13 protein-coding genes and 1 pseudogene are annotated in these 13,574 nt (G+C 68.3%); 7 read left to right on the top strand and 7 right to left on the bottom strand.

Annotation, left to right across the window (positions count from 1 at the left end):
* Positions 1 to 204: 204 nt before the first annotated feature.
* Positions 205 to 1,224, bottom strand: coding sequence for a zinc-binding dehydrogenase (locus tag B7R87_RS29485; RefSeq protein WP_040913168.1), 1,020 nt, complete (start codon positions 1,222 to 1,224; stop codon positions 205 to 207).
* A gap of 61 nt (positions 1,225 to 1,285) precedes the next feature.
* Between B7R87_RS29485 and B7R87_RS29490 the strand changes: the two genes are divergently transcribed.
* Complete coding sequence (locus tag B7R87_RS29490) at positions 1,286 to 1,594, top strand: ArsR/SmtB family transcription factor (protein WP_006345359.1); 309 nt, start codon at positions 1,286 to 1,288, stop codon at positions 1,592 to 1,594.
* Positions 1,595 to 1,851: 257 nt separating this feature from the next.
* Here the strand turns inward: B7R87_RS29490 and B7R87_RS29495 are convergent, their stop codons facing one another.
* Positions 1,852 to 2,331 (bottom strand): CGNR zinc finger domain-containing protein, encoded by a 480-nt coding sequence (locus tag B7R87_RS29495; protein ID WP_006345358.1) that lies wholly within the window; start codon positions 2,329 to 2,331, stop codon positions 1,852 to 1,854.
* A 101-nt stretch (positions 2,332 to 2,432) separates the two neighbouring features.
* Between B7R87_RS29495 and B7R87_RS29500 the strand changes: the two genes are divergently transcribed.
* Positions 2,433 to 3,299 carry an alpha/beta fold hydrolase gene (locus B7R87_RS29500; RefSeq protein WP_006345357.1) on the top strand — a complete coding sequence of 289 codons (867 nt, stop codon included), beginning with the start codon at positions 2,433 to 2,435 and terminating at the stop codon, positions 3,297 to 3,299.
* Positions 3,300 to 3,683: 384 nt separating this feature from the next.
* Here the strand turns inward: B7R87_RS29500 and B7R87_RS34445 are convergent.
* Positions 3,684 to 3,788 (bottom strand): annotated as a pseudogene (locus B7R87_RS34445) (aldo/keto reductase); the annotation flags it as partial.
* 109 nt (positions 3,789 to 3,897) lie between these two features.
* Positions 3,898 to 4,320, bottom strand: coding sequence for a VOC family protein (locus B7R87_RS29510; protein WP_006345355.1), 423 nt, complete (start codon positions 4,318 to 4,320; stop codon positions 3,898 to 3,900).
* A 135-nt stretch (positions 4,321 to 4,455) separates the two neighbouring features.
* On the opposite strand from B7R87_RS29510, the gene B7R87_RS29515 reads away from it, so the two are divergent.
* Positions 4,456 to 5,451, top strand: coding sequence for a helix-turn-helix transcriptional regulator (locus B7R87_RS29515; protein ID WP_006345354.1), 996 nt, complete (start codon positions 4,456 to 4,458; stop codon positions 5,449 to 5,451).
* A gap of 213 nt (positions 5,452 to 5,664) precedes the next feature.
* On the opposite strand, the gene B7R87_RS29520 is transcribed toward B7R87_RS29515, so the two are convergent.
* Positions 5,665 to 6,363, bottom strand: coding sequence for a TetR/AcrR family transcriptional regulator (locus tag B7R87_RS29520; protein WP_006345353.1), 699 nt, complete (start codon positions 6,361 to 6,363; stop codon positions 5,665 to 5,667).
* A 222-nt stretch (positions 6,364 to 6,585) separates the two neighbouring features.
* Between B7R87_RS29520 and B7R87_RS29525 the strand changes: the two genes are divergently transcribed.
* The 3 genes from B7R87_RS29525 to B7R87_RS29535 all read left to right on the top strand — a co-directional run bounded on the left by B7R87_RS29525 (position 6,586) and on the right by B7R87_RS29535 (position 11,558).
* Entirely contained in the window at positions 6,586 to 7,710 is a 1,125-nt protein-coding gene (locus B7R87_RS29525; protein ID WP_006345352.1) for an alpha/beta hydrolase, read from the top strand.
* Between the two features lie 226 nt (positions 7,711 to 7,936).
* Entirely contained in the window at positions 7,937 to 10,828 is a 2,892-nt protein-coding gene (locus B7R87_RS29530) for an FG-GAP-like repeat-containing protein (RefSeq protein ID WP_233168958.1), read from the top strand.
* 313 nt (positions 10,829 to 11,141) lie between these two features.
* Positions 11,142 to 11,558 (top strand): hypothetical protein, encoded by a 417-nt coding sequence (locus tag B7R87_RS29535; RefSeq protein ID WP_006345349.1) that lies wholly within the window; start codon positions 11,142 to 11,144, stop codon positions 11,556 to 11,558.
* A 288-nt stretch (positions 11,559 to 11,846) separates the two neighbouring features.
* Here the strand turns inward: B7R87_RS29535 and B7R87_RS29540 are convergent, their stop codons facing one another.
* Both B7R87_RS29540 and B7R87_RS29545 read right to left on the bottom strand, forming a co-directional pair.
* Complete coding sequence (locus B7R87_RS29540; protein WP_006345348.1) at positions 11,847 to 12,437, bottom strand: hypothetical protein; 591 nt, start codon at positions 12,435 to 12,437, stop codon at positions 11,847 to 11,849.
* A complete protein-coding gene (locus B7R87_RS29545; protein WP_130584749.1) occupies positions 12,434 to 12,988 on the bottom strand; it encodes an RNA polymerase sigma factor in 555 nt (184 codons plus the stop codon). The genes B7R87_RS29540 and B7R87_RS29545 overlap by 4 nt, the downstream gene beginning before the upstream one ends.
* Before the next feature lie 427 nt (positions 12,989 to 13,415).
* Between B7R87_RS29545 and B7R87_RS29550 the strand changes: the two genes are divergently transcribed.
* Positions 13,416 to 13,562 (top strand): hypothetical protein, encoded by a 147-nt coding sequence (locus B7R87_RS29550; protein ID WP_157997816.1) that lies wholly within the window; start codon positions 13,416 to 13,418, stop codon positions 13,560 to 13,562.
* The last annotated feature ends 12 nt before the right edge of the window (positions 13,563 to 13,574 follow it).

Genomic DNA, 13,574 nt, shown 5'->3' on the forward strand with positions numbered 1-13,574 from the left:
TCCCCACGGCCGGGTGAAGGGATGACGGCAGGCCGGATGGATCGGGCACCTCCGCGATCGCGATCCGTCCGGTGCCGCCACGGCTTCGGGGGGCGGGTCGGGCCGCATGGGGACGGGCTCTGGCCATGGGGAGTTTCGTGCGCGAGGCGGAGCCCGGCCGCACCGGCAACCGGCAGCCGGCCCGGGCCGAAGCGGCTGGGTCGCTCAAGACGAAGACGTCGTCCGGTGCGGTGGCTCGTCGACGGGGTGCACGGCGATGGCGATCTTGCCGCGGGGGCGTTTGCGGCCTGCGCCGGTGAAGCCGCCTTCCAGCAGTGCGTGGGCCTGTGCAATGTCGGCCAGCGGGAGCACGGTGCCGATCACCGGCCGGAGTCTGCCCTGGTCGACCAGGCGGCCGAGGGCTTCGAGTTTGGCCCGGCCGGGGCTGACGAAGAGGAAGTGGTAGGTCGCGTTGACGCCCCACGCGGCGAGCAGGTTCTGCGGTTCGGGGGTGTCCACGATGGACACCACGCGGCCTCGGTCGGCGAGGACCTCCGGGCTGCGGGTGAGGGTGTCCCCGCCGACCGTGTCCAGTACGACGTCCACCCCGCCCAGCGCGCGGACCCGCGGCACGTAGTCACCGGTCGAGAAGTCGATCGCGTGGTCGGCTCCCAGTCCGGTGACGAACTTGTGATCCTTCGACCGTGCGGTAGTCACCACCTCGGCCCCGAGCGCGCCGGCGAGCTGGACGGCGGCGGAGCCGACCCCGCCCGCTCCGCCGTGCACCAGGACCCGTTCCCCGACCCGTACCGCGGCGCGTTCGACCAGCGCCTCCCACACGGTCACGCCCACGAGGGCGAGACCGGCGGCCTCGACGTGCGACAGCCGCGCGGGCTTGCGGGCGACCAGGGCCTGGTCGACCACGTGAAACTCGGCGTACGTTCCCTGCCCGGCGAAGATCGGCGCCAGGTACCAGACCTCGTCGCCCGGCTGGAAGTCGCCCGCTCCGGGGCCGGTCTCGACCACGACGCCGGACACGTCGTTGCCGATCACCGCGGGCAGCGCTACCTGGTCGCGGTAGTCGCCGCGCCGGGTCTGCAGGTCGAGGGGGTTCACGGACGTGGCCAGCACGCGCACCAGCACCTGGCCGGGTCCGGGGGTGGGTCTGGGCCGCTCCCGGACGGCGAACGCGGTGTCCGCGCCACCGAAGCGGACGAGTTCCATCACACGCATCGAAGTCGACATGCGGCCACCATAGATTGACATATTCCAAATCGTCAATATGTAACTGGGCTAGGATGAGCCCGTGTTTTCGGAGGCGGAGTTGCTGGCTGTGTTCCGGGCCCTGTCCAATCCGGCCCGCCGCCAGATGCTGGTGTGGCTCAAGGAGCCGATGAGTTTCCCCGGCCAGGAGCCCGACGACGTCGAGATCGGCGTCTGCGTGACCGATATCCAGCAGCGTGCGGGTCTGAGTCAGCCAACGACCTCGCAGTACCTCACGATGCTGCGGCAAGCGGGGCTGGTGGTCGCCACCCGGCGGGGCAAGTGGACCTACTACCGCCGCGACGAAGCGAACATCGCCCGCCTCCTGAAAACCCTGCGCGACGTCTTCTAGGCCTTCTTCGAAAGTCGATCTTGAGCTGTGGATGATCACAGTCCATGGTCGAGGCCGTGCGTGGGGCCGCAGCCCTTTCGGCCGGTGAGGTGCGGGACGGTTGCTGCCGCGTCACGGCGAAGGCCGTCAGGCCCGCCGCTCCGGTGCGGGTGCCCCCGGACGTCCGAGATGAACCATCGCAGTGTGCGGTCGGCACCGTTGGTCAGCGGGCCTGACGGCAAGCCGGACGATCCGTTTCCGCTCGCGCCGGGCTCGGGTCAGCGGGTGCGCTCATAGTGGCGGCGCGCCTTCTCGCGGTTGCCGCAGGCGGCCATCGAGCACCAGCGGGCGCGGTTGGCGCGGCTGCGGTCGAGCAGGAACAACCGGCACTCGGTATTGGCGCAGGGGCGCAATCGGCCGGGCATCCGCTCCTCGGTGGCGGCCCAGGCGAGAACCGTCTCGACGGCCAGCCGGGCGTGCGGGGGAGTCCTGACCGTCCACTGAAGGCCGTCCGAAGTGATCTCCGGGGTCTGGTGGACCCCTTCGAGCAGCGGGCCCAGCGCGGCGGGTGCGCTCTCTCCGCACACTACGTCCCGCAGGACGTCCCGCGCCTCGCGCAGCAGTGCCAGTTCCGCGAGGCTGCCGTCACCGCCGTGCTCCCGCGCCCAGCGCCTGCCGTCGGCCGGGTCGCCGAGTGCGTCCCGTTCCTCGCCGCCGACGAGTGGCCTGCTGTTGAGCAGGTCCAGCAGCGCATCCATCGAGCACCCCTCTCTAACCGGATTGAGTTGCTTGACAGGTTAGCCCATCCGTGCTTGCATGGCGAATGGCTAACCAGATCAGGCATGTAAAGGGGTTAGATATGAGCTCGGTGCACCACCGGACCGCCACCGTCGGCGGCCATCAGATCTTCTACCGCGAGGCCGGCCCCGCCGGCGCCCCCGCGATCGTCCTGCTGCACGGCTACCCGACCAGCTCGTTCATGTTCCGCGAACTCATCCCGCTACTGGCCGACGACTACCGCGTCATCGCGCCGGACCACCTCGGCTTCGGCCACTCCGACGCCCCTCTCGCAGACGAGTTCACCTACACCTTCGACGCCCTCGCCGACATCACCTCCCAGCTCCTCGACCAACTGGGCCTGGACCGCTACGCCCTCTACGTCCAGGACTACGGCGCCCCCATCGGATGGCGCCTCGCGCTCAAGCACCCCGAACGGATCTCCGCCGTCGTCACCCAGAACGGCAACGGCTACGAGGACGGATTCGTCGAGTCGTTCTGGAACGACCTCTGGGTCTACGGGGCGAACCCCGGCCCCGACACCGAACCCGCCGTCCGCGCCGCGCTGAGCCTCGACGCCATCCGCTGGCAGTACCTGCACGGCGTGCCCGACCCCAGCCTGGTCAGCCCGGACACCTGGGAGCACGACGTCACCCTCGTCTCCCGTGAAGGCAACGACGAGGTCCAGCTCGCACTGTTCCGCGACTACCAGAACAACCGCCCGCTCTACCCGCTGCTCCACGAATTCCTGCGCACCAGCGAGGTCCCGGTGCTGGCCGTCTGGGGCCGCAACGACGAGATCTTCGGCCCGGAAGGCGCTCGCGCCTTCGCCCGCGACGCCAAGGATGCGGAGGTGCACCTGATCAACGGCGGCCACTTCCTCCTGGAGAGCCACCTGGACGTCGTCGCCGGCTACCTCCGCGGCTTCCTCGGACGGGTGTTGCGATAGGCGGAGGCCAGGTGCTGGAACCGGAGCCTCCGCAGGCCGCCGTGCCAGTCCCCGACCCGGCTCGGCCGTACGTTGCTCCCACCCCGGGCGCGGGTTGGGGGGAGTGACGGCCCCGCCCGGCGTTCAGCTGTGGCGCACCTGCAGGCAGGAATGCTGCGGTTCAGGTGGATTCAGCGACATGGGCGGTGTCGATGCCGGGAAGCAGGCGCGCCAGGTGAGCGCGTCGGTGGCGGTGACGAGGTGGACGGTACGGCGCATGAGGTGGGTGAGCTGCAGGCCGGCCTGTTCGGCGTGGGGGATCAGCTGCTCGACGGCGTCGAGCCTGCGGGGATCGGTCGGGTGCCCGGGGACCCGGCGCATGCGGGCGTTGCTGCTCGGGGCGTCCATGCGGGTGCATGCGTTGTGATCCGGGTTGCCGTTCGGGCCGAACATCATGGCGCCCAGGCAGTAGGCGCTGACTTCGATGCCGGTCCGGCCGAGCTGGCGCATGCGTATGCGCACGACAGAGTCCGCTTCCCAGTGGGCCGACTGCCGTCGGCGTGCTGATGGCGAAGACGGGCGGGGCGGGCACCCGTTGCGGGTGCCCGCCCCGGAGTGGTCAGCCGTTGTAGGGGGCGGTGACGTCCAGGACCCAGGTCACGCCGAAGCGGTCGGTCAGCATGCCGTACAGCGGGGCCCATGCCGCAGGCTCCAGCGGGCGCAGCACGTTCGAGCCGTCGGCCAGTCGCTGCCACAGGGTGGTGATCTCGTCCGCGTCCTCGCCGCGCACGGACACGAAGAACGGGTTGGCGCCCTGCTCGTACGGCATCGCCGAGGGCACGTCGTAGGCCATGACGTGGAAGCCGTTGTCGGCGAGGACCTGGCCCCACATCACCCAGTCCGCCTCGTTCTCGTTCTGAACGTTGCCGGCGTCCTTGTAGGTCACCGCGACGGTGTGCCCACCGAAGACGGACTGGTAGAAGTCCAGCGCCTCACGGGCCGAGCCGCGGAAGTTCAGATGCGTGGTGGTGGTGACGGACATGGTCTGCTCCTACCTTGAATGCGCCGGATGAGACGCATGCGGTTGACGGGCGAAATGCCCCTCTCTGGGATCTGTGATGGAGCATGCCACCCATACAGGACAGGTTGTGTCCTGTACTTGGCGCATGATGGAGGCATGCAGAAAACGTCCTCGCGGCTCCTGGCCCTGCTCTCCCTGCTCCAGGCACGACCGGAGTGGAGCGGAGACGACCTGGCCGAGCGACTGGAGGTCACCGTGCGCACCGTGCGCCGTGACATCGACCGTCTTCGCGCGCTGGGCTACCCGGTCGCCACGGACAAGGGCCCGGGCGGCGGATACCGTCTGCGTCCCGGATCGCAGATGCCACCGCTGCTCTTCGACGACGAGCAGGTCATCGCTCTGGCCGTCGCGCTGCAGAGCACCGCCCACCCCGCGATCGCGGAGGACGCCGACCGGGCGCTCGCGACGATCCGGAACGTCCTCCCTCCGCGCCTGCGGCAGCGCATGGACGCACTCCACGTCACCACCGTGCGCCCACCTGATCCCGGCGCCCCACCGGCCCGGGCCCTGGATCTGCTCACCACCGTGAGCACCGCGATCCAGCGCCGCGAAGTACTGCGCCTGGACTACACACCACATCAGGAGGCCCCACCACAGCGACGCTGCGTGGAGCCCCATCACCTCGTGGCCCGGCGCACCCACTGGTACCTGCTGGCCTGGGACCTCGACCGCGACGACTGGCGTACTTTCCGCACCGACCGCATGACCCTACGCACGCCGACCGGTCCGCGCTTCACCGTACGTGAGCTGCCCGGCGGGGACGTCTCCACGTTCGTCACCAGCCGGTTCCGGGGCTCCGACGGAACTGAAGCCGCCTGGCCCTGCCAGGGCGAGGCCATCCTGGATCTCCCCGCCTCGGAAGTCCTCCCCCACACCGCCGACGGCATCGTGGAACCGCTCGGGCCCACACGGTGCCGCGTGATCACGGGATCCTGGTCCTGGGCCGCCCTTGCTGCAGGCCTTGGCCGATTTGACGCGAACCTGCACGTCATCGGCCCGCCGGCGCTCCACGAAGCCTGCGCCGCACTCGCCCGCCGCTACGCCGCCGCCACGGCCACCGAGCCCGGCCGACTGGACGAACCCAACAGGTGACGGGCCGGACAGGGTGCCGCCGGACCCGCGATCCCGGGCTGTGCCGACGCCGACCTCCGCCGCCCGGTCCCGGACGACCGGCGTCGTGTCGAGGACATCGCGAGTGCCCCACCCGGTGGAGAACCGGGCAGCAAGCGCACGATCGAGCCGGCGGGGCGGCCCGGCGGCGGCCCCGAGTGACACGGACCGCCGGAAGCCCCCGGCTCGGGGGCGTCAGGGGCGGTGTCCGGGTGACACCTGCTCGGCCCTGCTGATGCCCATCGCCTGTTCCACCATCTCGTCGCTGAGACTCGGGGTCACCAATGGAGGATCGTCGGGGCGCCGGCGAAGGCCGTTGAGGAGGATTTCGAGGTAGCGGCGCCAGGTGTCCGGCTGCTGGCCGTGGGTGAACCGGGCGGCGGCGTACACCATGTGCTGGATGACGGGGATGTCGGCGGGAGTCACCTCGGGACGGAGATCCCCGCTTTCCCGGGCCCGGTGGATCAGGGCCTGGAGCAGGGGCAGCATGCCGTCGCGTGCCGAGTCGATGGGGGCGGATGTGTGCGCGCCCAGCATGAGCACTTCGTACAGGCCGCGGTTCTCGGCGAGGTCGGCCGCCATCTCCACCAGGAAGTCGACCAGCCCCTGCCAGGGGTCGGGGTGGGCGAGGGCTCTGTCGGCCGCTTCCTGGCGCATCCGGACATCCTCGGCGAACAGGGCCTGGATCAGGACTTCCTTGGTGGGGAAGCGCCGATAGACGGTCCCGACGCCGACTCCCGCGTGGCGGGCCACGCCGTCGAGCGTGACCCCGAGCCCCTGTTGGCCGAAGACCTCGCGTGCCGCGCGGAGGATGCGCTCGCGGTTGAGGGCGGCGTCTCGGCGCAGGGGGCGACCGCCCTCTGTCGGGTCGCTCTGCCGGGAACTCTCCGTCATGCGGCACAGGATAGTCCCGCCGATCAGGTGCGGTTCGCGACGGCCCCGCCGTGGTGGATCCCGGCCCGGTGCGGCTCAGCGTTCCCGGAACGACGCCTTCAACGCCGTTGCTTCGGCGGCGGGTTGCTGGCACTCCGGACCCGGCGGTGCTACGGTCGCTAAATGGAGATACCTTCTCCACTTACTGGAGGGGCCGCTATGGCTGCATATCGCAGGTTAGGCGTGATCGCCGGAATCGCACTTCTCGGCCTGGGGGTGACGGCGTACTCGTCCGCCGGGCCCGTGACCTCCACCGAGGCTCTGAAGATCGCGGCCGTGACGAAGACGGCCGAATGCCCGAAGTCCCCCACCGCCCCCGGCGGGCCGCCCGGAGGCAGCGTTCCGATCGCGAAGACGGTCAAGCCGACCAGTACGCGATCCAGCACGGTCATCGTTCCGGACGGTCCGCAGATCCATTGCGGGACGGTTCAGGTGACGATGCATCAGAACATCGTGTACGCGTCGCCCACCGTCGCAGGCGTGCGGCACGACCTGAAGCTGGATCTGCAGATCCCGCGGACGAAGGGCCCGAAGCCCCTCGTCGTCTACATCACCGGCGGCGGATTCGTGATGGCGGACAAGACGAACAACCTCAACCAGCGCACCTTTGTGGCCGAGCAGGGTTACGCCGTGGCGAGCATCGAGTACCGCACCACGAGGACCGGCTCCACCTACCGGGACGGCGTCGCGGATGTGAAGTCGGCGATCCGCTATCTGCGGGCCCATGCCGACACTCTGGGCATCAGCACCGACAAGGTGGCTGTCTGGGGCCAGTCGGCCGGCGGCTATCTGGCGGCCATGGCCGGCGCGACCAACGGCAGGGAACAGTTCGAGCAGGGCGACCACCTCGACCGGAGCAGCGACGTCCAGGCCGTGGTCGACCAGTTCGGCACCCATGACCTTGCCAGGACCGCCGACGACTTCGACGCGGAGACCAAGGCCCTGATCATGGCCCCCAACAGCTCCATCAACGCCTATGTCTTCGGACCGAACTCGGACAGGACGGTCCTGACGGACCGCGCCGCGAACCGGGCGGCCAACCCCGCCACCTACCTCAGCCCGTCATCGGCACCCTTCGCCCTGCTCCACGGCGACAGCGACCGCATCATCTCGCCCAGCCAGTCACTGATCATGCTCGACGCCCTCAAGGCGAAGCGCGTGCCGGGCACGCGCTATGTCATCAAGGGGGCCGACCACGGCGACCTGGCCTTCCTCGGTGATCCCGAGGCAGGAAAGAAGTGGACCACACAGAAGGTGATGGGCACGATCACCCGATTCCTGGACAAGGAGCTCCGGGACCGACGGTGAGCCACCGCTCCCGGGCGTGCAGAACGGCGACTTTCGGTCGCACCTGCTCGGAACACGCCATTGTTCGGGCGAGAGGCAGCCTCCGGTGCTTTTCTCCTGAGGGCATGAGAAGCCCTCAGGCCCGAAAGCATCCGGCAGGAAAGGGTTTTCTTTGAGACACGCCGACAGAACGACCACGGCTCCGGGCCGTCCGCTGCGCCCGGGACGGCAGGAACCGGTCCTCCGCGTGGTGGTGCACACGCTGGTGGCGGCACTCGTCGCGGGGCTGCTGAGCGCGGGCGCGCTGCTCGCCGGCGCCGGCACCGCCGCCGCGGCCCCGGGCGGTCCGCCCGGCGCCTACTACATCCAGAACGTCAAGCACGGCTTCGCCCTCTCGGCGGCCGAGAACAACGTCGACGCCCGTCCCCCGAAGGGCGACGAAGACCACCAGCAGTGGGAGTTCGTCGCACGGCCGGACGGCTCGCACTGGATCAGGAGTACGAGCCGGAGCGGGCAGTGCCTCGGGCGAAGCGCGGCGAACACCTCGCCGCGTCTCGTCGGGTGCGGTGACGCCACGGGCGGCTGGTGGCTCCACAGCGTCGGCGGCGAGAGGTACGCGCTGCTCACCGGCCCAGGCGGCACCGAACGGCTCACCAGCGGACCGGCCACCGACGACAACGTGGCGTGGCCCTTCTTCAGCACCGTCACCGACGAGACCACCGAGTGGTACGTCACGCCGGTCAATCCGACGAAGACTCCGCTGACCGGAGAGGACCTCGCGGACCCCACCTTCGATCAGCTCACCTTCCTCACCACGCACAACGCCTACCAGAACACGGAGGACATCCCGGGGGTCATGGGCCCCGCTCAGCCGCATTCGATCGTCACGCAGCTCAACCACGGCGTACGCGGCCTGATGATCGACGTCCACAACCATCACGGGCTGATCGGCGTCTGCCACAAGCCCTGCTCGTCCCTCGAAATACGGCCGCTGGAGAACGTTCTGGCGGACATCACCCAATGGCTCAACAGACCTGAGAGCCGGAACGAGATCGTCACCCTTTTCATCGAGGACCGTGTCACCGCGGCCGAGATGAAGACTGCCTTCGATCATCCGTCCGTCCAGAGCGCGCTCAGCAGCCTCGTCTACAACCCCCGTACGGAAAAGGTCGACGAAAGGGGGTGGCCCCGGCGCTCCGAGATGATCAACGACAACAAGCGGTTGCTCATCTTCTCCGACAAGTCGGAGGGCGATGCGGGGTCTCGCGAAGCCTTCGGAGTGATGTCCGGCAAGGACTGGACCGTGGAGAACTACTGGTCCATGGGGGCCGGGCTGGGCAACTCCAACTGGCGGTGCTTCAGCAGGTGGAGCGACATTCCCCTGACCAAGGAGGAGCCGAAGTTCCGCCGTCTCTTCGTGATGAACCATTTCCGTGACGCTCCGCTGTCCCCGACCTACACCATCGACAACGGAAAGCTCCAGAACCGGGCCGAACGCTTCTGCATGCCCGCCGCCCGGAAGAAGCCCAACTTCCTCGCCGTCGACCAGTACAAGGACGGCGACCCGAGCCCGCTGACCACCGTCAACGCCCTCAACGCCTATACGTACCACGGTGACACCCCGGGTATGGGCGGTACCCAGCCGGTCTGGCAGGTCCCACGGCTGACGGTGATGCCGCTCGGTGACTCCATCACCCAAGGTGTGGGCAGTAGTCACGGGAACGGATACCGGGACTACCTGCGGAACCATCTTCAGGGGCGTGCGGGCGTTCTCGACTTCGTCGGCTCCCTCGCGCACGGCAACGGGCCCGACTCGCAGCACGAGGGCCATTCGGGCTTCCTGATCGAACAGGTCGCCGCGGACGTCGAATCGTGGCTGTACGCGGCCAAGCCCAATGTGGTCACGCTTCACCTCGGCAGCAACGACATCAACCGGAACCACGAGGTCGCCACCGCCCCCGCGCGTCTGGGCGCCCTGATGGACCGGATCCTGGCCGCAGCTCCCGATGTGACGATCCTCGTCGCCGGCATCGTGCCCAACTACCGCCCGGGAGTGTCCGCCCGGGTGGAAGCCTTCAACAGCGCGCTGCCGGGGCTGGTCGCCGCGCGCCAGGCGCAGGGCCGCAAGGTGTTCCAGGTGAACATCCCGACGTTGAAGACGCACGACCTCCCCGACGGGCTCCATCCCAACGACAACGGCTACAAGAAGATGGCACGGGCCTTCTCCGAGACCCTGGCCAGGGCCGAGGTACGGGGCGGGATCACCGAGAACGTCACGGTCGCGCCGCCCTCGCCGGGAGCTGCCCTCAGCCTCGGCGACGGGGATGTGGACTTCGATGCGGACGGTCGCACGGACTATCTCGTCGTCGGTGCGAATGGGAGTGTGCGTGTCCTGCTGAATCGCGGCGGCGATGGCCAGGGTGGCTGGGAAGACCTCGGACAGGTCGCCTCCGGCTCGTCGCTCTGGACCGGCGGCCAGGTCAGATTCGCGGACTTCGACGCGGACGGCCGCACGGACTATCTCGTGGTCGCTGCGAACGGGAGTGTGCGTGTGCTGTTGAACCGCGGCGGTGACGGCCGGGGTGGCTGGGAAGACCTCGGACAGGTCGCCTCCGGGTCCTCGCAGTGGACGTCCGACCAGCTCCGGTTCGCGGACTTCGACGCGGACGGTCGCACGGACTATCTCGTGGTCGCTGCGAACGGGAGTGTGCGTGTCCTGCTGAATCGTGGTGGTGACGGCCGGGGCGGCTGGGAGAGTCTCGGTTACGTCGCGTCCGGCTCGTCGCTCTGGACCGGCAGCCAGGTCAGATTCGCGGATTTCGACGCCGACAACAGGGCCGACTATCTGATCATCGACGCGAACGGGAGTGTGCGTGTCCTGCTGAATCGTGGTGGTGACGGCCGGGGCGGCTGGGAGAATCTCGGCTACGTCGCCTCCGGCTCCTCGCACTGGACCGGCAGTCAGGTCAGATTCGGTGACTACAACGCCGACAACAGGGCCGACTACCTCGTCATCGGCGCCAACGGCAGCCTGCGGACCATCCTGAACCGCGGCGGTGACAACCGGGGCGGCTGGGAGCACCGCGGCTATGTCGCGTCCGGCTCCGCGCAGTGGACCGGCGCACAAGTCCGCATCTGAGCCCTACGGCTCCCGACCCTTCGGGTCACGTCTCCGGCCCGACCCACGGCCGGGCCGGAGACGCTCCCGGCGCCGGGAGAACGGGGCGTACGACGCCTCATGATCGTTCCTGGTGACGTCCAGCGTCCCCGCCGTGGGCAGGCAGATGTTGATGCGATGGGGACCAGTTGGGGACCATGCGGTCCAGGCGCTCCGCATGAGCCTCTGCCCCCGCGCGCCGTGCCGTGCGACTGTCGGCCACTGCCGGGCACGGGTAGATCTGGACTTCCTCGACCGTAGGGCCGAACCGGCCCGCACCCATCAGGAGAATGTCATGAGCCTGACCTTAAGATCACGCTGGGCGGCGACACTCGCCACCGCCGCACTGACCGCCCTGGGCGTCACCGCCCCCGGTGCCGCCGCCCAGCCCCAGTCGGGCAAGTCGATGGATGTGCAGTGGGCGAACGCCGACCCCGCGGTGCATCCTTCGATCTTCGGCACTCTCACCATCGGCGGTATCTACACCTGTACCGAACCGGCCGGTACCACCGTGCCGGTCAGCTTCAGCGCTCTCCAGCTGATGCCGATAGCCATGCCGTCCGGCGCGGGCCATCTGCCGTGCGGCCCCGGAGTGGTCGACGCGCCCTGGAGCCTCACCAGCTTTCCCACGACGGATGTGCACTGCGGATATGTTTCCGTGCTGACCACCTTCGACGGAGTACTGCTGCCCGTCGACGAGTTCACCGTCTGACCCGGAAGGGCCGTCCTCGCTTCGATGACCGCCCATCGCCGCGGTCGTACGGGTCGGCATCCGCGTACGCATCGTGCACCCCAGCAGCCCCAGCAGCCCCACCGACACGGTGCCCGGTGGCGGTCGCAGACGGCAGCGCGGCGGTCGCCCATCCCCCGAGGTGGCGACCGCCGCACTTGGCTGAAGTTCTCCTCCCGCAAGTCACTCGAACTCGACTCACGGGTTCAACAGTTCATTTCTGCACCTTCCTTCGATGCCCCGGTCCGAAGCATGCCTCTTCCCGCACGGCTAGATCCGTCGGCCCCCGTCCGCTACCTGGTCCGGGTTGGTGAGAATCTTCTCGATCTCCGCGAACATCATTTCGACGTCCCTCTTCGTGACCTGCGGGAGGTCCCCACGGGAAAGCCCGAGCCGTTGAGAGTTGAGCGCCTTCACGCAGTCCGCGAGGCGTTCTTCGGTAGAAACAAGTCCAGCTCCCGAGCTGAATTTATTCTCCGCCTTCAGGATTTCGAGGTAGTCCTTCGCGTCCTCGTCTCCCGAATCGGCGGCCCTCTGCCACCAGTAATTGGCATAGGACTGCTCGTTGAGAAGTTCCCACAGCTCTGCCGCACGTCGCTGTTCGGCGGCGCAGACACCCTCGTCGTCCGAACGCTTCAGGAGTTCCGCAAGTTCGCGGAAATGATTGAACGTGGACGTCGGGAAAGAGTCCTGGATCAGGAGGTACGCTTCCCCGGCCGGGGGCCGGCCCGAAGGCCGCCCCCCCGCACGGTCCGACAGTTCTCCCAGCCGACGGTCGTCGCACAGAGCCTGCTGGAAGAGCTCCAGCAGGACCAGCCTGGCGAGGGCGTCACGCTCCCTCAGGGAAAACCAAATGCTCATGCTGACACCCCCTCCTCCGGCGACGCCGTCATAACCTTCTCCAAACGTGTGAGCGCTGCTCGCAGATACCGTTTTACGGTCTCCTCGCTAACGCCCATGTTCACTGCGACCACCGAGGGATGCACATCCTTGAGCACGCAGGATTCAACAACTTCTCGCTGGCGCTCGGGCAGCTTCGCTACAACATCATCAATGCCTGCCCGAAATTCCTTATAAGCCTCCTCCGGAAGTCCTATGGATGAGATGCCATCAGGAAGGGCTTCCGGAGAGACCGGGATCAGGGCCACCTTGGAATTCTTGCGATATTCATCAATAAGGACTCTTCTGAGGACCGTTCGGCTGTAGGCCTCAAGCCGGTCCGGGCTGACATGCGCCAACTCGGGGAAGAACTTCTTGAACACCTTCTCCATCGTGGTCTGGACGGCGTCCTCCGCCAGATGACGGTCGCCGCTGCTCTGCGCATACGCTGCGCGAAGCAGAGGTTGTCTCAGTTTCGCAAAGCGACTCTGTGGGTCGCTGTTGTGCAGGTCGGGGCACATTTCTTCAGTCACGTGCCCCTCCCCTCGACGAGGGGAAGGACGCCGTGGATCGGGCGCCCAGTGGACAGGACGGGGGACCAGTGCTCCCGTCTCCTGCCATCGCGGGCCAAGCCATCGGCTCAGCCTCCCTTCCGGAGAACTTCAGCGGTTGAAGGACACGCCTTCACCCCCTAAGACGTCCCGACGCCCCGGATCCGGATGCCTGCGCCGGACTTTCTCAAGATGTTCTTCCGCCGCCGGGCACAGCGACCGGACCGTCTTCGGGGCTCGGTCCCGCGCCGCACCGAACCCCGACCGGACAAACCGGCGCACGCGCATCCGGATCCGGGCCCTCCCGAACGTGTAGGGGGTGACGGACGCGAAAGCCGGGACAACTCCCGGCGCTCCGCGACCGTCACCGTCGCGCGACCAGGGCGACGGACCCTCCCGAAGGAGAGACATGCCCGCCGACCGAGACCGCACAGCGATTGCCCTCCTGGGGGCTGCCCTGGCCGGAATCATCGCCGTCCTGCGCCCGGACCTCATCCCCGCCCTGACGCTCGCCGTGGCCGCCTGGGTCGCCCTTGCCCTGTACCTCAAGCTGTGAACAGCAGGCCGC

The organism is Streptomyces tsukubensis, from assembly GCF_003932715.1.
Classification (GTDB): Bacteria; Actinomycetota; Actinomycetes; order Streptomycetales; family Streptomycetaceae; genus Streptomyces; species Streptomyces tsukubensis.

Excerpts from the sequence above, each read along its gene's own strand:
- B7R87_RS29485 (WP_040913168.1), bottom strand. The coding sequence starts at position 1,224 with ATGTCGACTTCGATGCGTGTGATGGAACTCGTCCGCTTCGGTGGCGCG.
- B7R87_RS29495 (WP_006345358.1), bottom strand. The coding sequence starts at position 2,331 with ATGGATGCGCTGCTGGACCTGCTCAACAGCAGGCCACTCGTCGGCGGC.
- B7R87_RS29500 (WP_006345357.1), top strand. The coding sequence starts at position 2,433 with ATGAGCTCGGTGCACCACCGGACCGCCACCGTCGGCGGCCATCAGATC.
- B7R87_RS29510 (WP_006345355.1), bottom strand. The coding sequence starts at position 4,320 with ATGTCCGTCACCACCACCACGCATCTGAACTTCCGCGGCTCGGCCCGT.
- B7R87_RS29515 (WP_006345354.1), top strand. The coding sequence starts at position 4,456 with ATGCAGAAAACGTCCTCGCGGCTCCTGGCCCTGCTCTCCCTGCTCCAG.
- B7R87_RS29520 (WP_006345353.1), bottom strand. The coding sequence starts at position 6,363 with ATGACGGAGAGTTCCCGGCAGAGCGACCCGACAGAGGGCGGTCGCCCC.
- B7R87_RS29535 (WP_006345349.1), top strand. The coding sequence starts at position 11,142 with ATGAGCCTGACCTTAAGATCACGCTGGGCGGCGACACTCGCCACCGCC.
- B7R87_RS29540 (WP_006345348.1), bottom strand. The coding sequence starts at position 12,437 with ATGAGCATTTGGTTTTCCCTGAGGGAGCGTGACGCCCTCGCCAGGCTG.
- B7R87_RS29550 (WP_157997816.1), top strand. The coding sequence starts at position 13,416 with ATGCCCGCCGACCGAGACCGCACAGCGATTGCCCTCCTGGGGGCTGCC.